This is a genomic window from Pseudomonas sp. S09G 359 (assembly GCF_002843605.1).
Lineage (GTDB): Bacteria > Pseudomonadota > Gammaproteobacteria > Pseudomonadales > Pseudomonadaceae > Aquipseudomonas.
In genome coordinates this window covers 3,833,132-3,851,199 of sequence record NZ_CP025263.1, presented here as the reverse complement: position 1 = coordinate 3,851,199, position 18,068 = coordinate 3,833,132, and the positions used below count along the sequence as shown (strand labels likewise).

Genomic DNA, 18,068 nt, shown 5'->3' with positions numbered 1-18,068 from the left:
GAAATGAACGGCACGCATGCGCTCGGGGGCTTTTTGGGCCGCAAAGCCAGCGCTGCCGGCATTCCTCACAGAAGCTGCTTTCAAAGTTTTACGCCTGCAGAACGGGGCTGATGAGGGTTGGCGCTGGCTATTGACCTACCGGGTAATAACCATCGCCAACACCGTTCTGAAGGAACGACTGTGCTCGTGACGCTTTGAAAACAGCTTCCAGCGGATTATTGGCGCCTTACAAGGCCGGATGATTCTACGGCAAAAAAATTCTAAAGGTAAGTTGCCTAACCAAGTTTGCTGGGTGATCCAGCTTAGACAAAGGGCTAACATGGCGCACTGTTTCGCTAATTTGCGTGTTGCTACCCATGTCCAACCAAACCATCAAGACCCCCTGCGTCGGCCTGTGTTCCACGGTTTACGGCGATCTGGTGTGCCGTGGCTGCAAGCGTTTCCACCACGAAGTGATCCTGTGGAACGGCTATAACGAAGAAGAAAAACGTGCGGTATGGCTGCGTTTGGAGCAACTGTTGGTGCAGGTGATGGCCGGCAAACTGGAAATCTTCGACCCCAAGACCCTGCGCGGCCAGCTGGAGCAGCGCAAGATCCGCTTCGTGCCGCACCAGTCCGAGTATTGCTGGGCCTACCAGTTGATCGCCCGGGGTGCGCGGGTGATTTCCAATCTGGAGGCCTATGGCATGGTGCTGCTGCCGGAATTTCGTGACTGGAACCTGCCGGATTTGCGTGATGCGATTGATCGCGAGTTTTTTATCCTGTCCGAGGCGCATTACCAGCGGTATATCGCACCTGGATTCTTGAAAGATGCGCTATCTACCTGACACTAATCATTTAAATGTGGGAGGGGGCTTGCCCCCGATAGCGGTGTATCAGTCGATGAATTAGTTTGCTGATCCACTGCCATCGGGGGCAAGTCGAATCGTCGCACCGCCCCTCCCACATTTGATCGGCGTTGGCTGAAAAGGGCTGCGTCAGGCCTTGGTCGCCAGCTCTTCCAGATGATCCATCAGCGTCTCAGGCTTGAGCACCAGCACATCGCTTTCCACCGCATCCAATATCACTTCCGCGGTATTGCCGATCAACGCGCCGGACACTCCGGTGCGCCCGACGGTGCCGATAATCGTCACCGCCGCCTGCAGTGTGTGCACCAGATGCGGGATCAACACGTCCGCCGGACCTTCCTCGATATGCAGGTGCTTGTCATCCACGTCGAATTCCGCCTGGAACGCCTGGCACTGTTCGCGATAACGCGCCGCGATGGTTTCCTTGAGCTGGAAGGTCGGGTCGGCGGCCGACAGCATGGGCGACGGGTGGGCGCTGATCACATGCAACTGCGCCTTGGCCAGGCTGGCGATGTCGAAGCCGTGGTCGATGATTGAATTGTGCAAGGCCCGATGCTCACCGTCGGTATTGCCCACGTCGATGGCCGCCAGAATGACCCCGCCAGACCACGGGGTAGCGGTCTTGACCAGCAGCACGGCGGTGGGGCAATAGCGCAGCAGTTTCCAGTCCGCCGGGGTCAGCAGGGCTTTTTTCAGCGGGCTGTCGGGGAAATGCTGCTTGATCACCAGGCCACACCCTTCGGCCTGCTGCACGTCGATGATGGTTTCATGCAGGCTGGCATTCCACGCCTGTTCGGTGGTCACGCTGTAGCCATCCTCCTGCAGGCCTGACTTGAGCAGGGTCAACAGCGCCGAATGCTCATGTTTCTTGTCGCAGACCAGCAAATGCAAGTGCGCGCCGGTGACCCCGGCGATCAGTTTGGCGCGCTTGAGCGCCAGGCTTTCCGAATGTTCGGGTTCGATCACCACGAGGATGCTGCGGATGGCTTGCATGAGCGGGATCTCCAAAAGGGTGGGCGTGGAATAACTATAGTTGCTGCCACGCAGCCGTCATGTTGATACACATCAAGGCCAGTGGCTGGTGGTCTGCGGCGCGGTCGGTATAATCGCCGGCCTTTTGTGATCCTTTTGCCCGTGAGCCCGATGAACCTGCCCGAAATCCACGAATTCCTCGGCTGCCGTACCCCCGACGCCTGGGTCCAGGCTGCGCTGGCCGATCAGGACACCCTGCTGATCGACCACAAGAACTGCGAATTCAAGGCCGCCAGCACCGCTCTGAGCCTGATCGCCAAGTACCATGCGCATGTTGACCTGATCAATATGATGTCGCGCCTGGCCCGCGAAGAACTCGTGCACCACGAACAGGTGATGCGCCTGATTAAAAAGCGCAAGGTCGAGTTGCGGCAGTTGCACGCCGGGCGCTACGCCTCGGGTCTGCGCAAGGTGGTGCGCAGCCATGAACCGGTCAAGCTGGTGGACACCCTGGTGGTCGGCGCATTTATCGAAGCGCGCAGTTGCGAACGTTTCGAAGCGCTGGTGCCGCATTTGGACGAAGAACTCGGCAAGTTCTACTTCGGCTTGCTGAAAAGCGAGGCGCGGCACTTTCAGGGTTATTTGAAGCTGGCCTACCAGTACGGCGACGCCAAGGACATCGCCCAGGTGATCGAGCGGGTGCGGGCGGCCGAGCAGGAACTGATCGAATCACCCGACATCGAGTTCCGCTTTCACAGTGGCGTGCCAGCCTGAGGCCACCGCCACCCCGAGCAATGTGGTGATCCCGGCCAGTACCAGGATCACCGTTTGCGTGCCCAAGGGCCCAGCCCATAGCGCAACCGCCAGGCCTGCCAAGGGTTGAGGCAGGTTGTTGAGCAACGTGATCACGCCCACCGTCTTGCCGAAGTCCTGCACCGGGATGACCTTTTGCCGGACGCTGCGCATATACACGCTGTACATCTTGTCGAAGCCGATCACCAGCAGGAAACCGACTGAATACGCCCACAGGTTGGGGCTCAGCGCTGTGATCAACGCGCCGACGGCGATCAGCCCGTAGGATACGGTGCCGAGGATCTTCAGCGGCAATGTCGCGCGCGCCAGGTAAAACAGAATCGCGATAGTCACCAGCGCGCCCGCGGCTTGCAACAGTGCGTAGGCATCCTTGCCGGCGGCAAATTGGCCGGTGACCATGGCGGCGGAGGTGGCCAGGGTGACGCCGATGATCAGGTTCACGCCCACCGTCAGCGTAATCAGGCGTTTGAGCCCTGCCAGGTTGCGGATATGCCCGAATGCGATGCGCAACGGTTGCACCCAGATATCCCGGTGCTGTGCGTGGCTTTCCCACGCCACCGTGGTGTTGCGTTGCCAGGCGCGCATTGCCAGGTCCGCCAGCCCGAACAGAACGGCAACCCCCAGTACCACCCAATGCCAGGCCCACACCTCGAGCATCAGTGCGGCAACCAGCGGCCCCAGCACCAGGCCGGATTGATCGGCGATCTGCGAGTACGACAGCGTCTTGGCATAGCTGTACTGCGGGAAGATATGCGGCATCAACACTTCGCGGGCCATGACGCCTTGGGTGGTCAACACCCCGCAGAGTGCCGACAGGCCTACCAGCCAATAGATACCCCCGAACACTGCGTACAGCGCAACTGCCACCGCACAGGCCAGCGCCCGGTACACCTGGCTGATATGCAGGATGCGCACCGGCGAAAACTTGTCGCACAACGCCCCGCACACCGGGAACGCAAGAAAGCGCGGCAGTGACTCGACAAAGAACGCCAGCCCCGCCCAGGCCACGCTCTGGGTGGTTTGGAACACGATCAATGGCACCAGAAACAGCAGAATCTGGTCCGCCAAGCGTGACAGAAACAGCGAGACGAAGAACGCCAGGTAATCCTTGCGCATACCACTCCCTAGTAAAGGCGTTAAAGATTGCAGGCTACATTAAAGCCTCAGCCCCAACCGCTCATGCCACTGGGCAATCGACTCTTCGGGGTATTCATCGAACTGCAAATCACCCTTGCGCAGGCTGACCTCGACCCACGGCGCCTTTGACCCCAGCATCAGGTGCGTATGCTCCGGCGGCACTGGCAACGGCGTGTCGATGGCGCTGGCAAACGGATGGATCAGCTCCGGCCATTCCGGGCTGAACAGCCACAGCGCAGAGCCGCATTGCGAGCAAAAGTGGCGCTCGGCGGTACTGGTGTGAGCGCGGCTGGCGCCCGCCGGCTTGAGCTTGGCATGGTAGATCGAAATCTGTTTGCGCCCGCGCACCTTCAAACTCTTGCTGTCGCCAGACAGGTTGATCGCATAACCGCCGCCGCCTTGGGTCTTGCGGCAGATCGAGCAGTAACAGCGCTGGTAAGGGTAGGGGTGGGTACTGGTGAGGCTGAACGTCACGGCGCCGCAATGGCAGGAACCTTCAAGCTGCATGGGCTGACTCCTGATCAAGACTGTGTAACAACACTTTGCTAATACCTTAGCCTCAGGCAAGATTCCCCGCTTTGGTTTCAGGGAAGACACCCATGATTGCTCAGTTGCACAGCGCTGCCGCGCAAATTCGCCAAGCCGTGCGTGCGGCCACCGAAGGCCTGGTCGGGCGTGAACAACTGGCCGAGCTGATCGTGCTGGCTGCCGTGGCCCAGGAGCACATCCTGGTCATCGGGCCGCCCGGCACTGCCAAAAGTGCCGTGGTGCGGCGCGTGGCGCAGTCCATGGGCGGGCGCTATTTTGAGTACCTGCTCGGGCGCTTTACCGAGCCTTCCGAACTGTTCGGCGCGGTGGACCTGAAAAAACTGCGCGAAGGCACGGTGGAAACCGATGTCAGCGGCATGCTGCCGGAAGCCGATATCGTGTTTCTCGACGAGGTCTTTCTCGGTTCCACTGCCATCCTCAATACCCTGCTGGGCGTGCTCAACGAGCGCCGTTTTCGCCGTGGCCATACCCAGGTCCAATGCCCGTTGCGGGTGTGCGTCGGCGCGGCCAACGGCCTGCCGGATGACGAAGCGTTGGCGGCCTTCGGTGACCGGTTCCTGCTGCACCTGTTTGTTGAATCGGTACCGGACAATCAGTTGGAAGCCATGTTGGCGGGCGGCTGGCAGTCGGAACAGCGGCCAGTCCAGCAGTTGCTGGGGCTTACGCAACTGGACACCCTCAGCCAAGCGATGAAAAGCGTCGACCTCGGCAACGTTCGTCCAGCCCTGGCCCAGGCCATTCGCCGCCTGCGCGAAGCCGGCATTCAGTTGTCCGACCGGCGCATCGTCAAATCCCAGCGACTGATCGCCGCCGCCGCACTGCTGGGTGGCCGCCTGGAGGCCAGTGATGCCGACCTGTGGCCGCTGCTGTACGTGCTGCCGACCCAGGAAACCCAGCAACATGCTCGTGAGGTGTTGCGCGACCTGTTTGCCGCGTCGAGCAATAGCCATCTGTTCAGTGCAGTAGAAGAGGCCACCTTGCAGCCGATGTCGCGGTTCAACCGCCTGCTGGAAACGGCCGAAGACTACCTCGCCCGCAGCGAGCCGCCGGCCAGTGCCGTGCTGGAAGGCTTGCTGCGCGAGATCGATGCCAACTTCGATAGCCAGACCCTGCCCGAGCCATTGCAGCAGGCGCGGGGGCAACTCACTCGCTTGCTGACCCCTGCCGAATGAGTGCGCTAGCGCAGCCCTGGGCCTGGCGTTCGCGGCAGGTGCCGGCCGAGCCCCAGGCCGCCGTGGCCTGGGGCGACGCGGCAAGGCGCTTGCACCGACGCCTGGCGTTGCTCCCCGGCGAACAGGCCGCACGCCTGCAAGCCACTGCCAACGGCGATGTGCTGGTGGTGACCGGTATGACTGCGGATTTGCCCTGGGTCGACGCGGTGGCCTACGCCGCGCCCAGCGCCTGCGCGCCAGGGCTCTGGTTGCCTACCCGTTGGGCGCCGGATGTGCCGGAGGATTTGCTCGGTCAGGCCTTGTCGGCGCGCTTCAAGCGTTTGCCCTTGCTGGTGTGGCGCGAGCCCCAGGTGGTGATCCCGCTGGACCGCCTGCAGACCGTGTCGCCTGAAGTTCTGCAGCGAATCGCAACCTATTGGGGGGCACGCCATGCAACTGCCTGAAGCGCTGCAACCCTGGCGACAATGGCTGGAATGGTTTGCCCCGCAGCACCTGCCACTGTTCGCCGACTTGCTGGGCCGCATCAACCCGGTGCTCGGGCCGCTGCGTGGCCGGCACCAGGGCGGCGTGCCGGAGCCTGATGGCCTGGGCGATCTGCAGCGCCGTGGTCCCTACGAGCGGCTGCTCTCCAGCGAATGGTTACTGGCCGAGGAAGTGCCCGACGAATTCCTGCGCCGGGCGGTGGGCGGCGAGCATATGTTCCTCGCCCCCCAGTATCGTGCCCGTGAGGCGAACCGCCTGATTGTCGTGTTGTTCGACGCGGGCCCTTTGCAACTGGGGGCTGCGCGGCTGGTTCACCTGGCGCTGTTGATGTTGCTGGCGCGGCGTGCCAGCGATGCCGGGGCGCAACTGCGCTGGGGCATTCTGCAAGGCGCGCCGGTGCTGCATGAGTTGGACTCAGCGGCGCAGCTCAAACGCCTGCTCAACGCGCGTACCTATGAAACGGTGAGCGACAGCCATTGGCTGGCATGGCGCGACTGCCTGGCCGACCAGGCCACCGGCGAATGCTGGGTGGTCGGGCAGCGCTTGCCTGCAACCGATCCCAAGGTGTGCACGCACCGGGTGCAGATTCAGCGCAGCCTGGATGGGCGCAGCCTGTCGTTCGCCTTGCAGGCTGGGCAGACGCAGCGTGTGGCGTTGCCGATCCCGGATGAGCAACAGAGCGTGCGATTGCTCAAGGGCCACTTCGAAAACGAGGTGCACACGCCAGGGCCCACCGCTGCCGGCAAGGTGCCTCGGGTGGCCTTGACCCTGCCGCCGGTGATCTCCGGCTCAGGCCACTATGTGGCCCTGCGGATGTTGGACGAGCCTGGGATGGTGGTGATCAAGCTGCCCCACAAAAACCAGAAAAAAGCCATCGAGGTGCGACGGCGCCTGTGGGGCAAACACCAGCATGTGCTCGCCGCGACCTTTCACCATCGCAGCCTCGGCGCATTGCTGGGGGATGAGAACACCCTGGATTTCTGGAACATCCCCACCATCGTTTCCACGCCCAAGCCGTCACGCGAAGAAATGCACCTGCCACCGGGAACGGCAACCTTTCTGCCGGCGGTGTGGCTGCGCGGCCAGCAGTCCGAGCGCCTGTACGTGCTGGATAGCAAAGGCCAGCTCGCCTACTGGCAGCAACGCGGTCGGCGTTTACCGGAGGATGCAGGCTGCGGGGTGACGAGCGACGTACTGGGGCTGGCGCAGGTAGACACCATGCGCCTGGTTTACGCCCGTAGCGAAGGTGCGCAGGTGGTCATCTACCCGGCCACCGTTGCGGGCCCCAGGGCCTCGGGCTACGCGGTCGGTGCCGCTGCCGGCGTGAGCCAGGTGCTGTTTGCCAGCGCAGCGCGCTGGGCATACGACTTTGGTGGCTGCGCATTGCTCACCCAGCATGGCAGCCATCAGAGTTGGCGCCTGGTCACCCATGACAGCTTCCCCACGAAAAAAGCCCAGATCGACCTGCCGCCTGGCTGGAAGGCCATCGGCCTGCACCACGAAGATGGCGCGCAAGAGTGCTACTCGTTGGTACTGCTGGGGCCGAACCAGCACACCGTCGGCCTGTACGTCCAAGGGCAGGCGCGGGTTCTGTTCACCACCTCGGCGCCGATTGCCCGGGCGAGCTTCTGCCCCATGAGCGGCCTGGTGGCGGTGCTGACCAACACGCGTGAATTATTGGTGTACGCCCTTGCCGAGCGCGCCATGCGTTTGCAAGTGATGTGTGACCTTAAGCAAGGAGGCTCCAATGCTTGAGCAGGACCCCCTCGTAATCCGCCGGCCGCTGTTGACCGGCCACCAGCAGATTGACGGCCTTTGGCTGCCCGCCGAGCGCTACACGCTACAAGAACGTGCGCGCCTGATCCTCGCGCATTGGCACACGGGCGCTGCGGCATCGCGCTTTGCCGAGGGCGATATGCTGCGGTTCGCCGCGCCCGTCTCGGTGCACTGCGAAGCCCTCGCCGGGTGGCCGCTGGTGCGCCAGGGCCGTGGCCTGTGTTCAGCCCGGCTGGCCGCCGAGGAGCTGCGTGCCTTGCCGCCCGCCGACCTGTGGCTGGTGCGCGGCAGCCATGTACATGCGCTGCACCTGCGTGATGCCCTGGCGTTGGAGCCAGGGCAGTGGCTCGACATCAGTGCCTACACCTTGCTCGACACCTATGATTGCCACGCGCCCATTGCACAGCCTCTGCCCGAGGCGGTGGTAACCGATGTGCGCGAGATTCTCGGCGGGGCTCTGCAACCGGTCAGTCCGGAACAGGCAGGGGTCATGCAGGCGCTGTTGGAGCGCCAGCGCCAGGCGCCGGCGCCCACACCAGCCCCGACACCGTCGCCCACACGCGCGCAAAACCAATGGGACACGACGACGCCGGCGCAATACCCGGCATTGAAACTCGGCGCGACCCTGGCCTTGGTGGCGGGGCTGATCTGGATGGCCGTGCAGGGCCAATCAGCGCCGCAGTCAGCGGTTCACGCCCCGACCAACGAGCACGTCGGCAGCGTTATTCTGGGGATGCTCATCAGCGCCGTGGTCTTCACCCTGTTATTGCTCGGGTTGAACAAATTCCTGCAGCGCGGCACGCCGGTCATCCATGCGCCGCCGCGTGCCCCGGCTGCGCCAAGCATCAGCCAACGGGCTCAGGCGGGTCAGCGTAAACCGGTCATGTGGCGGCGTTGGCTGACCCGCCTGACCCTGAATTCAAAACTCTCCAGGCTGTATGGCAAGCGCCAAGCTGCCTACATGCAGCGCATGCTGGAGATGTTCGAAAACGGCGATTTCTCCGAGGCCTTGCGCCACGCGATCCCGTTGGGCGGTGAGCAATCCTCGGTGGAACAGAGCTTCGGCACGCCCCAGCGTAGGGAGGACTTGACCCTTAGCCAGCAGAATGGCCACGGCCGTTCCTACCTGTTCGAGGAAGGGCTGACCGAGCACCTGCGCCGGGTCTATCGCCAGACCTACGAGCGCCTGGCCCGTGAGGGCCGCATCGAAGAGGCGGTGTTTGTCCTCGCCGAGCTGCTCAAGGAACGTCAGGAAGCCCTCGACTACCTGGAGAAACACGCACGCCATCAGCAAGCTGCCGACCTGGCCCTGGCCTGGGATATGCCGGCGGCGGTGATCGTGCGTCTGCTGTGCCTGGCCGAGAACTGGCAGCGCGCCTTGCTGGTGGCGCGTCGTGATAATGCGTTTGCCGAAGCGGTGGTGATGCTTCAGACCAAGCAGCCGGAAACGGCCGACCGCTTGCGTCTGGAATGGGCTGAATCGCTGATCGCCAAGGGCCAGTGGCTGCAAGCCGTCGAGGTGGTTTGGAGCCTGCCTGCCGAACGCCCGCGCGCCGCGCAATGGCTGCTCAATGCCGAGGCGGCGGGCGGGCGCCTGGCGATGGGGGCGTTGGTCAAGCGCGCGATTTTGCTGCCCGAGACCCTGCAGGCTTACGGTGCCTGGCTCGAACAGCTACGCGACGATCCTGAGCGTTACCTCGAGCGCGATGCCCTGGCGCATGCCATGTTGGCGCACAAGTCCGAAAGCGCCGCTCTGGCCTGGCTCGCCGGCTCGACCGTGCACGCCGTGCTGGCGGACCAGCTCAGTGGTCGTGGCGGGCTGAACTTCAACCAACTGCAACTACTGGTCAAAATGAGCCGCGACAAGTACCTGCTGGCAGACCTGCCGGGGCAGGCGCTCAAGCGTCCTCCGGTGCGCTCCCTCGACCGCGTGGGCAGCCCGCTTGAATGGCCCGCCCCGGCAATGGGCAGCCGCCCGTTACAGGATGCGGTGTTGCTGGCAGACGGGCGCTACCTGGTGGCGCTGGGCGAGGCCGGCGCGGTGGTGACGGATGCAACCGGCAAGGCGCTGTTTCACTTCGCCGTGCCGGCGCAACGTATCGTCCTAGCCCATAGCCAGCAGATGGCACTGGTACTGACCCGCCGCGACACAGGGTGGCGGATCAGCAAGCTGGACCTGGTCAACCGCACGGCGACTGACCTCGGGATGTTGCTATTGGATGTGTTCGCCAACGTCTTTGACGGCAGCACCTGGACCATCGGCCAAGGCCGGCAACTGCGCGTGGTGGATGTGGACCGCGGCTTTGAAATCCTCTGGCATGTCAGCGACTTGCCCGGAACTGTCCGCGTGTTCAAAAGCGATGAGCACAATGAGTTCCTGTGGCTCCATGACCCGCAACACGGCGGCGAGCGCTGGCACTATCGGTTGCCCGAGCGCCGCCTGGCGGGGCGTGAGCCGCTGCCGCAGACGGAGCAGGGGAGCCCGCTGTTTTGCGCACTCGCCCAGACCTTCGAGTTTCTGGTCAAGCATCACGAAGGCGAAGCGCCCATCCTGGTGATCATGGTCAACGGCACGCGCAAGGGCTACCGCATGCCCGGCTATGACGACGGCTTCACGGATGGTGTGCCCGTGCGCATTGAACTGGACGCGCAATGGTTGGTTATTGGTTACATGGCGGGTGAATTCGACACCTGTTGGCACTTCATCCACCGCAGCAGTGACCGCCTGTGCGCGGTGGTGCAGTGGCCGTGGCCGGAGGTGAACATCCGTAGCACCGGCGAGGGCTGGCTGCTATTCGACGATCAGGGGCGCTTGAGCCACATCACGATTGACGGCGCCAGCCAGCGCAACATCAGCTTGCACTGAGCGTGTCCGGCACCAACGCACGATCGGTGCCGGTTCGTGCACCAGGATGCTGCGCTGCTGGCCTCAGCATCCGGCAAATCGCCTCGAAACTCATCACTACAACGCTCTAAATGTGGGAGCGGGCTTGCTCGCGAAAGCGGTGTGTCAGGCGCGAGACAAGTTGATTGACACACCGCCTTCGCGAGCAAGCCCGCTCCCACATTTGATCGTTGTTGAGCTTAGTTATCCATCGCGCTCAAGATCGCATGGGCGACTTTCACCCGTTCGGCATTCGGGTAGTTCTTGTTCGCCAGGATCACCACACCCATGCGCTTGCCCGGCACATACGCCACATACGCGCCAAAGCCGTTGGTGGAGCCGGTCTTGTTCACCAGGCTAGCGGCGTAGGGCGCTTGGGGCGGGGTCAGCCATTCGACCTTGTGCGGCTCCATGGCCATGGGCGTGGAGTTGCCGTCAATCAACGCCTTGAGCTGGATGGGGTAGGGGTACATTTCCCAGCCCAGGCCTTGGCGCATGCCGTCGACGCGGTAGTAGCCGGTGTGGGTGACGGCGATCGCGCGTTCTATGTCTTTACCTCGGCCTGCCGGGTTCATATTGACGGCCACGTAGCCAAGCAGGTCCTTGGCGCTGGTCTTGATGCCATAGGCTTCGCTGTCCAGTGCACCGGGGCCGACGCGTACCGGTTTGCCGTCCTTGCCATAGCCTTGGGCGTAGAGGTGCTGCTGGCTCGCGGGCACCTTGAGGAAGGTGTGCTTGAGCTGCAATCGAGGCAGCAGGATTTTTTCCATCGCCTTATCGAACGGCCGGTTGAGGCTCTGCGCCGCCAAGTAGCCGAACAGGCCCAGGCTGGGGTTGGAATACAGGCGTTGGGTGCCGGGGGCGAAGTCGGGTTTCCACTGTTGGAAATAGCCGATCATGCGCTCGCTATTGTCTGCTTCACGGGGGAATTGCAGGGGCAGGCCGCCGGCGGTGTAGGTGCCGAGGTTGAGCACGCTGATATGGTCGAACTTGCCACCCGCCAGGGCTGGCAGGTACTGGCTGGCTGGCGCCGAGAGCTTGAGTTTATCGGTGGCTACGGCATAACCGGCCAGGGTCGCGGTGAAGGTTTTGCTCACCGAGCCGATTTCAAACAGCGTGTTTTCACTCACCGGCTGGCGCGTAGCCTGGTCAGCGACGCCGTAGTTGAAGTAGTCCACCTTACCGTCCTGGATCACCGCGACGGCCAGGCCGGGAATGGCCTGCTGCTGCATCAGTGGTTTGACACTGGCATCTACCACGGCCTGTAAATCGGTGGCGGCCAGGCAGTTGCCGGCGGCGAGAAGGGCTGCGATTGCCGTGAAATGACGCACGCCAGTCAGCAAATGTTGGGACATGTTTACGCTTCCATGAGAATGATCGATCGAACAAAGCGCCTGCGCGGGCGAGGGCAAATGTAGGCAGTTCAAGGGCCCAAGGCAAAAAAACATTTCAGAAATATTATGAAACATTTGCCGATGGCCAAGGCTCTATCGCTACACCTGCACTGAGTTCTTCCATGAAAACACCGCGCCCTTCCGCCCGCATGCCTCACCTGACCCAACTGCGAAACCTGAAAATGGCGCGCTCGGCCCACGCCTATGTGCGCGGCAGCACCGTGCAATTCTACGAGTGGCTGCATAGCCAGATGGGCAGGCGCCTGCCTCAAGGCCCGGCCATCTGGATCTGCGGCGACTGCCACGCAGGCAACCTCGGCCCCACGGGTGACACCAAGGGCCGCATCGATATGCATATCCGCGACCTCGACCAGGCAGTCATCGGCAACCCGGCTCACGATCTGGTGCGCCTGGCCCTGTCCCTGGCCACTGCTGCGCGCGGCTCGGACCTGCCGGGGGTCACCTCTGCGCGCATGCTTGAGGAAATGATGGTTGGCTACGCGCAAGCGTTCAAAGACAAGCCCGACGAAGTGCCACCGCGTCCCTCACAGGTCAAGGCCGGGATGCGCAGCGCCGTGGAGCGCACCTGGAAAAACCTCGCCCGTGAACGCATCGACAACGTTCGGCCGACGATTCCTTTGGGCAAGCATTTCTGGTCTTTGTCACGGGCTGAAAAAGCCGCGCTGGAAAACCTCTGCGCCTCGGATGAAATCCATCAGTTGGTCACCTCGCTCAAGGGCCGGCCCAAGGACGCCAAGGTCGAACTGCTGGATTCGGCCTATTGGGTCAAGGGCTGCAGCTCCCTGGGCTTGTTGCGATACGCGGCGTTGCTGGGCGTGGGTGACAAGGACGACCAGGAATATTGCCTGATCGATATCAAGGAAGCCGTCGGCGCTGCCGCACCCCGTGCGGCACGGGCGAAGATGCCCCGGGATAACGGCCGTCGCGTTGTGGAAGGCGCGCGCCAGCTGTCACCGGGCCTGGGGGAACGCATGGTGGCGACGCGGTTTCTGGACCATGGTTTTTTCATCCGCGAACTGCTGCCCCAGGACATGAAGCTGGAACTCGATGAGTTGAGCGAGACCGACGCCATGCACGCTGCCGGTTACCTGGCGCGGGTGGTGGGGATCGCCCATGCCCGGCAGATGGACCGGGCCACCCGTAAGGACTGGATGGCGGTGCTGCAGGAAAACCGCTCGCGGCACCTGGACGCGCCGTCGTGGTTGTGGACCAGCGTGGTGCAACTGGTAGGCAGCCATGAGCAGGGCTACCTCAACCATTGCCGCCGCTATGCCCTGGAACACTGACCTGAACAATGGCGACCTTCCAATGTAGGAGGGGGCTTGCCCCCGATGAGGGTGGGTCAGCCAATTAATCAGTTGCATGACACAGCGCTATCGGGGGCAAGCCCCCTCCCACATTTGGAGCACGCGGCAGCTGGACGCGCCGTCGTGGTTGTGGACCAGTGTGGTGCAACTGCCGCCGGTATGCCATGGAACACTGACCTGGAAAATGGCGACTTTCCAATGTGGGAGTGGGCTTGCCCCCGATGAGGGTGGGTCGGCCAATTAATCAGTTGCATGACCCACCGCTATCGAGGGCAAGCCCCCTCCCACATTTAGAGCACGATCAAGCCAGGTATTTGTGGAACCAACCCAGGGTGCGCTCCCACGCCAGATTCGCCGCCGCCTCGTCGTAACGCGGCGTCGAGTCATTGTGGAAGCCGTGGTTGGCGCCCTTGTAGATAAACGCTTCATAGTTCGTGCCGGCCGCCTTCAGGGCTTTCTCATAGGCCGGCCAACCTTCGTTGATTCGCGTATCCAGCTCGCCGTAATGCAGCATGATCGGTGCCTTGATGCGTGGCACATCCTTGGCCTCGGGTTGGCGCCCATAAAACGACACTGCTGCACCCAGTTCCGGGTAAGCCACCGCCGCCGCATTGGTCACGCCGCCGCCGTAGCAGAAGCCGGTGATGCCGACCTTGCCGGTGCTGCTGTCGTGGTGCATCAGCCATTCGATGGCGGCGAAGAAGTCATTCATCAGCTTGGTTGGGTCGACGGTCTGTTGCAGCGCGACGCCTTTTTCATCGTTGCCGGGATAACCACCGACCGACGTAAGGCCATCCGGCGCCAGGGCGATAAACCCGGCCTTGGCCAGGCGCCGGGCGACGTCTTCGATATACGGGTTGAGGCCACGGTTTTCGTGCACCACCACCACCGCTGGCAACTTGCCTGCGGCCTTGGCCGGGCGCACCAGGTAGCCACGTACCGTGCCGTTGCCCTTGGGTGAGGGGTAGGTGATGTAGTCGGCGACGATATCCGGGTCGGTGAATTTCACCTGTTCAGCCAGGGCATAATTGGGGCTCAAGGCCGCGAGCAAGGCTGAGGCGGTAAGGCCGCCAAAGGTGAACAGCGCGGCGCGGTCGAGAAATTCGCGGCGGTTGATCTTGCCGTGTGCATAGCCGTCGTAGAGTTCCAGCAGTTCGGGAGCAAAGTCTTTCGCGGTCAGACGAGTCATCGGTGCAATCCTCGATTAGCAGTGGCAAACAATGTAGACCAGGATCAACCCTCGCGGCCATGGGCGGCGGCGGCCAGTTGGCCGGTGTCCACACGCACGAATACCGAATCGCCGATGGCCGTGAGCACGTCGCCTGCGTACACCTCGCAGACCACGCGGCTTTTACGGCCCACATCGCCCTCGACCCGTGCGCGCAGGGTGAGGATGACGCCCATCGGCGTGGGCTTGATAAATTTGATACCAAGTGTGCCAGTGACGCAGTCGATGCGCGGCAGGCTGCCGGGCTCGCGCTGCTCGGCGCGGTAGTGGTAGGCCATGGCGGTCCAGTTGGAGTGACAGTCCACCAGCATCGCGATCAGGCCGCCGTAGACCAGGTCGGGCCAGCCGCTGTATTGGGCGTCGGGCAGGTGCTCGGCCACCACGTGCACGCCGTCTGTGTCCCAGCGACTCTTGATGTGCAGGCCGTGGGGGTTGCTGCCACCGCAGCCGTAGCAGATGCCTTCGGGGGCGGTGATGTCCTGGAGTGAAGGGGGTTGCATGGAACGTCCTTATTATTCTGGGCGGCTATCCTGTTTAGCAGAGCATGGCGCGGATGGGAATAAATCCGTGGGTTGGGGTGTTAGCTGAGTATCTGTGTCATGTCCTTTTGTGGAGCGTTGCATGAAGCCTCTCATTTACCTGGCTGTTCTCCTGGGTTTTTGCGCCACTGCCCAGGCGGTGGAATACACCGACGTCAACCGCACTGCCAGCCAGATCAGCTTTACCTACAAGCAGTTGGGGCAGCGGGTGTATGGCACCTTCAGTGATTTCGAGGGCACGCTGAGCTTCGATACGCAAAAGCCCGAGACCGGCCATGCACTGCTCAAGATCCAACTGGCGAGCATCGACGCCGGCAGCCCCGACGCCAACGACGAGCTGCAGCGAGCGTCCTGGTTCGACACCGCGACCTACCCGGTGGGCGTGTACGAATCCACCGGTGTCACCGCCCTGGGGGATAACCGCTACCGGATCAGCGGCAACCTGACGATCAAGGGCACCACGCGCCCGGTGGATGTCGACGTGGTGCTCAAGGAGCAAAGCGGCATCGGCGTGTTCGACGGCGAGTTCATCCTCAAGCGCGGCGACTTCAAGATCGGCGAGGGCGAGTGGGCGGGTAACAGCGTGGTGTCCAACGACATCAACATCAAGTTCAAGATGGTCGCGCCACAGCGCTAGCGCGCGAACTTCTTCGCGCCGGCCACGCAGCCGATCACTGCGACCGTCACCAGCACCATGCCCAGGCTGACCTGTTCATGTAGCAAGCCCGCCGCCAGCGCCAGGCCGAAGAACGGTTGCAGCAACTGCAACTGGCCGACCGCGGCGATGCCACCTTGGGCCAGCCCGCGGTACCAGAACACAAAGCCGATCAACATGCTGAACAGCGCCACATAGCCCAGGCTTAACCAGGCCGGCAGGCTGATGCCGGTGAGGCTCGGTGGCGCGAGGATCAGGCTCAACGGCAGCACCACCGGCAATGCCACCACCAGCGCCCAGCAGATCACCTGCCAACCGCCGAGGCTGCGCGATAGTTTGGCGCCTTCGGCATAGCCCAGGCCGCACACCAGCACTGCCAGCAGCATCAATAGATCCCCCAGCGGCGCGGCGCTCAAGCCCTGGGCGAAGGCATAGCTCATCACCAATAGGCTGCCGAGCAGCGAAAACAGCCAGAACACCGGGCGCGGGCGTTCACCGCCGCGCAGTACGCCAAACACGGCGGTGGCCAACGGCAGCAGGCCGATAAACACGATGGAGTGCGCGGAGGTCACGTATTGCAGCGCCAGGGCCGTGAGCAGCGGAAAGCCGATCACCACCCCCAGCGAGACAATCACCAAGGGCACCCACTGGTGGCGTGCGGGGCGTTTTTCCTTGAATAGCCAAAGCACCAGCAATCCCAACACGGCGGCGATAGCGGCGCGGATCATGGTGAGGAACACCGGGTCGAACTCCATCACCGCCAGGCGTGTGGCCGGTAACGAGCCGCTGAAGATCACCACGCCGATAAAACCATTGATCCAGCCTTGTTTGCTGGTGTCTGCGGTGTGCAGAGTGTTGAGAGTACGTTGCATGGCGGTGTGCTCGAAAAGAGGGGTTGCGTAGGCGCCATCCTAGGAGCGAGGATTAATACAATCAAAAAATTGTCATGGATACATCCGTATGCCGCGCGCCCGCTACAAGTCATTGGTCGACACCTTCGCCGAAGCCATCCGTGCGGGTCGTCTACCGCCCGGCACGCGGCTGCCGACGCACCGGCAACTGGCCGCCGAGCACGGCCTGGCGCTGGCCACCGCCAGCCGGGTGTACACCGAGCTTGAGGCCATGGGCCTGGTCAGCGGGGAAACCGGCCGGGGCACCTTCGTGCGTGAAATCTCGCTGCCGCCGGGGCAGGGCAGTGGGCAGATGAACCTCGCGGCGGGCGTGCTCGACCTGAATTTCAACTACCCATCACTGCCCGGCCAGGCCGACCTGCTGCGCACAGCCCTACGCCAATTGGCGCTGTCCGGCGATCTGGAAGCTTTGCTGCGTTATCAACCCCACGCCGGCCGCGCCCATGAGCGGGCTACCGTGGCGCGGCATTTGCTCAGCCGCGGGTTGACGGTGGAGGCCGACCAGGTGCTGGTGGTCAACGGTGCCCAGCACGGGTTGGCGGTGACGCTGATGACGCTGCTCAAGCCTGGGGACGTGATCGCCGTAGACGCACTGACCTATTCGGGGTTCAAGGTCTTGGCCGAAACCCTGCATCTGGAAATGCTCGCGATACCAGCCACCGCCCACGGCCCCGATCTGGATGCGCTGCACGGCCTGTGCCGCAAGCGCCCGGTGCGCGCGGTCTACTGCATGCCGACCCTGCACAACCCCCTCGGTTGGGTGATGAGCATGGCGCAGCGCGAGAAACTGGTGGCCATCGCCCGGCAGCACAACCTGATGATCATCGAGGACGCGGCCTACGCGTTTCTGGCCGAGGACGCGCCGCCGCCCGTGGCCAATTTGGCGCCGGAGCGCACGGTGTATGTGGGTGGGCTTTCCAAGAGTGTCGCCACCGGTTTGCGCGTGGGCTTTATCGCCGCGCCCTTGGCGTGGGTGAAGGCGCTGGAGCGCAGCATCATGGCCACTACCTGGAATGTGCCGGGGGTGATGAGCGCCATTGCGATGGCATGGATCGAGGACGGTACGGTCGCACAACTGGAAGCGCAAAAGCGCCAGGATGCCCAGGCCCGGCAGGCTGTGGCGGCGCAGGCACTGCAAGGGCTGGCGTACATCAGCCATCCCTCGTCGTACTTTCTATGGCTGCCGCTGGCCGAAGATTCCCGCGCCGACCAGGTTGCCATGAGCTTGCAGCGCGAGGGCGTTTCCGTCTCCACCGCCGAGCCGTTTGCCGTCTCGGCCCAGGTGCCTCACGCGTTGCGCCTGGCCCTGGGGTCGGTGGAGATGGGCGCCCTGCGCGAAGCCTTGGTGAAGGTGCGCAGGGCGGTGCAGTGGTGAGTCG

Annotated in this window: 16 protein-coding genes; 9 read left to right on the top strand and 7 right to left on the bottom strand. The window is 63.1% G+C overall.

Translation table 11 applies throughout. From position 1 onward, the window contains the following. Positions 1–356: 356 nt before the first annotated feature. A complete protein-coding gene (locus CXQ82_RS17425) occupies positions 357–827 on the top strand; it encodes a DUF1289 domain-containing protein (protein WP_101271174.1) in 471 nt (156 codons plus the stop codon). A 150-nt stretch (positions 828–977) separates the two neighbouring features. Here CXQ82_RS17425 and CXQ82_RS17420 read toward each other — a convergent pair whose 3' ends face one another. Further along, positions 978–1,841, bottom strand: a complete 864-nt coding sequence (locus CXQ82_RS17420; protein ID WP_101271172.1) for a universal stress protein — start codon at positions 1,839–1,841, stop codon at positions 978–980. Between the two features lie 150 nt (positions 1,842–1,991). On the opposite strand from CXQ82_RS17420, the gene CXQ82_RS17415 reads away from it, so the two are divergent. Continuing rightward, positions 1,992–2,594, top strand: coding sequence for a tRNA-(ms[2]io[6]A)-hydroxylase (locus CXQ82_RS17415; protein ID WP_027608547.1), 603 nt, complete (start codon positions 1,992–1,994; stop codon positions 2,592–2,594). Here CXQ82_RS17415 and CXQ82_RS17410 read toward each other — a convergent pair. Together CXQ82_RS17410 and CXQ82_RS17405 are read right to left on the bottom strand one after the other, a co-directional pair. Continuing rightward, positions 2,550–3,749: an MFS transporter gene (locus CXQ82_RS17410; RefSeq protein ID WP_101271170.1), complete on the bottom strand. Its 1,200-nt coding sequence runs from the start codon at positions 3,747–3,749 to the stop codon at positions 2,550–2,552. The genes CXQ82_RS17415 and CXQ82_RS17410 overlap by 45 nt on opposite strands. Positions 3,750–3,788: 39 nt before the next feature. Then, positions 3,789–4,277: a GFA family protein gene (locus CXQ82_RS17405; RefSeq protein ID WP_101271168.1), complete on the bottom strand. Its 489-nt coding sequence runs from the start codon at positions 4,275–4,277 to the stop codon at positions 3,789–3,791. 92 nt (positions 4,278–4,369) lie between these two features. On the opposite strand from CXQ82_RS17405, the gene CXQ82_RS17400 reads away from it, so the two are divergent. From CXQ82_RS17400 to CXQ82_RS17385, 4 genes are read left to right on the top strand one after another with little or no spacing between them, the layout of a single operon-like run. Next, a complete protein-coding gene (locus CXQ82_RS17400; RefSeq protein ID WP_101271166.1) occupies positions 4,370–5,491 on the top strand; it encodes an AAA family ATPase in 1,122 nt (373 codons plus the stop codon). Beyond that, entirely contained in the window at positions 5,488–5,934 is a 447-nt protein-coding gene (locus CXQ82_RS17395; protein ID WP_101271164.1) for a hypothetical protein, read from the top strand. The genes CXQ82_RS17400 and CXQ82_RS17395 overlap by 4 nt, the downstream gene beginning before the upstream one ends. Beyond that, on the top strand, positions 5,921–7,729 hold the full coding sequence (locus CXQ82_RS17390; RefSeq protein ID WP_101271162.1) for a hypothetical protein: 1,809 nt from the start codon (positions 5,921–5,923) through the stop codon (positions 7,727–7,729). The genes CXQ82_RS17395 and CXQ82_RS17390 overlap by 14 nt, the downstream gene beginning before the upstream one ends. Next, positions 7,722–10,616 (top strand): bpX6 domain-containing protein, encoded by a 2,895-nt coding sequence (locus CXQ82_RS17385; protein ID WP_101271160.1) that lies wholly within the window; start codon positions 7,722–7,724, stop codon positions 10,614–10,616. The genes CXQ82_RS17390 and CXQ82_RS17385 overlap by 8 nt, the downstream gene beginning before the upstream one ends. 218 nt (positions 10,617–10,834) lie before the next feature. On the opposite strand, the gene ampC is transcribed toward CXQ82_RS17385, so the two are convergent. Further along, a complete protein-coding gene (ampC, locus tag CXQ82_RS17380) occupies positions 10,835–11,989 on the bottom strand; it encodes a class C beta-lactamase (RefSeq protein WP_101271158.1) in 1,155 nt (384 codons plus the stop codon). A gap of 161 nt (positions 11,990–12,150) precedes the next feature. Between ampC and CXQ82_RS17375 the strand changes: the two genes are divergently transcribed. Next, a complete protein-coding gene (locus CXQ82_RS17375; protein ID WP_101271156.1) occupies positions 12,151–13,335 on the top strand; it encodes a DUF2252 family protein in 1,185 nt (394 codons plus the stop codon). A 322-nt stretch (positions 13,336–13,657) separates the two neighbouring features. Here CXQ82_RS17375 and yghX read toward each other — a convergent pair whose 3' ends face one another. Together yghX and CXQ82_RS17365 are read right to left on the bottom strand one after the other, a co-directional pair. After that, the gene (yghX, locus tag CXQ82_RS17370) at positions 13,658–14,545 is read right to left on the bottom strand and encodes a YghX family hydrolase (protein WP_101271154.1); all 888 of its coding nucleotides are present in this window, start codon (positions 14,543–14,545) and stop codon (positions 13,658–13,660) included. Positions 14,546–14,589: 44 nt separating this feature from the next. Further along, complete coding sequence (locus CXQ82_RS17365; RefSeq protein ID WP_101271152.1) at positions 14,590–15,084, bottom strand: PaaI family thioesterase; 495 nt, start codon at positions 15,082–15,084, stop codon at positions 14,590–14,592. Between the two features lie 121 nt (positions 15,085–15,205). Here CXQ82_RS17365 and CXQ82_RS17360 point away from each other — a divergent pair, with 121 nt between their 5' ends. After that, on the top strand, positions 15,206–15,760 hold the full coding sequence (locus CXQ82_RS17360) for a YceI family protein (protein WP_101271149.1): 555 nt from the start codon (positions 15,206–15,208) through the stop codon (positions 15,758–15,760). Here the strand turns inward: CXQ82_RS17360 and CXQ82_RS17355 are convergent. Continuing rightward, positions 15,757–16,650 (bottom strand): DMT family transporter, encoded by an 894-nt coding sequence (locus tag CXQ82_RS17355; protein WP_101271147.1) that lies wholly within the window; start codon positions 16,648–16,650, stop codon positions 15,757–15,759. The two genes, CXQ82_RS17360 and CXQ82_RS17355, sit on opposite strands and share 4 nt — an antisense overlap. An 88-nt stretch (positions 16,651–16,738) precedes the next feature. Here CXQ82_RS17355 and CXQ82_RS17350 point away from each other — a divergent pair, with 88 nt between their 5' ends. Then, positions 16,739–18,064, top strand: a complete 1,326-nt coding sequence (locus CXQ82_RS17350; RefSeq protein WP_101271145.1) for a PLP-dependent aminotransferase family protein — start codon at positions 16,739–16,741, stop codon at positions 18,062–18,064. Positions 18,065–18,068: the final 4 nt, after the last annotated feature.

Coding starts and splice junctions, on each gene's coding strand:
- CXQ82_RS17425 (WP_101271174.1), top strand. CDS start 357: ATGTCCAACCAAACCATCAAGACCCCCTGCGTCGGCCTGTGTTCCACG.
- CXQ82_RS17420 (WP_101271172.1), bottom strand. CDS start 1,841: ATGCAAGCCATCCGCAGCATCCTCGTGGTGATCGAACCCGAACATTCG.
- CXQ82_RS17415 (WP_027608547.1), top strand. CDS start 1,992: ATGAACCTGCCCGAAATCCACGAATTCCTCGGCTGCCGTACCCCCGAC.
- CXQ82_RS17410 (WP_101271170.1), bottom strand. CDS start 3,749: ATGCGCAAGGATTACCTGGCGTTCTTCGTCTCGCTGTTTCTGTCACGC.
- CXQ82_RS17405 (WP_101271168.1), bottom strand. CDS start 4,277: ATGCAGCTTGAAGGTTCCTGCCATTGCGGCGCCGTGACGTTCAGCCTC.
- CXQ82_RS17400 (WP_101271166.1), top strand. CDS start 4,370: ATGATTGCTCAGTTGCACAGCGCTGCCGCGCAAATTCGCCAAGCCGTG.
- CXQ82_RS17395 (WP_101271164.1), top strand. CDS start 5,488: ATGAGTGCGCTAGCGCAGCCCTGGGCCTGGCGTTCGCGGCAGGTGCCG.
- CXQ82_RS17390 (WP_101271162.1), top strand. CDS start 5,921: ATGCAACTGCCTGAAGCGCTGCAACCCTGGCGACAATGGCTGGAATGG.
- CXQ82_RS17385 (WP_101271160.1), top strand. CDS start 7,722: ATGCTTGAGCAGGACCCCCTCGTAATCCGCCGGCCGCTGTTGACCGGC.
- ampC (WP_101271158.1), bottom strand. CDS start 11,989: ATGTCCCAACATTTGCTGACTGGCGTGCGTCATTTCACGGCAATCGCA.
- CXQ82_RS17375 (WP_101271156.1), top strand. CDS start 12,151: ATGAAAACACCGCGCCCTTCCGCCCGCATGCCTCACCTGACCCAACTG.
- yghX (WP_101271154.1), bottom strand. CDS start 14,545: ATGACTCGTCTGACCGCGAAAGACTTTGCTCCCGAACTGCTGGAACTC.
- CXQ82_RS17365 (WP_101271152.1), bottom strand. CDS start 15,084: ATGCAACCCCCTTCACTCCAGGACATCACCGCCCCCGAAGGCATCTGC.
- CXQ82_RS17360 (WP_101271149.1), top strand. CDS start 15,206: ATGAAGCCTCTCATTTACCTGGCTGTTCTCCTGGGTTTTTGCGCCACT.
- CXQ82_RS17355 (WP_101271147.1), bottom strand. CDS start 16,650: ATGCAACGTACTCTCAACACTCTGCACACCGCAGACACCAGCAAACAA.
- CXQ82_RS17350 (WP_101271145.1), top strand. CDS start 16,739: ATGCCGCGCGCCCGCTACAAGTCATTGGTCGACACCTTCGCCGAAGCC.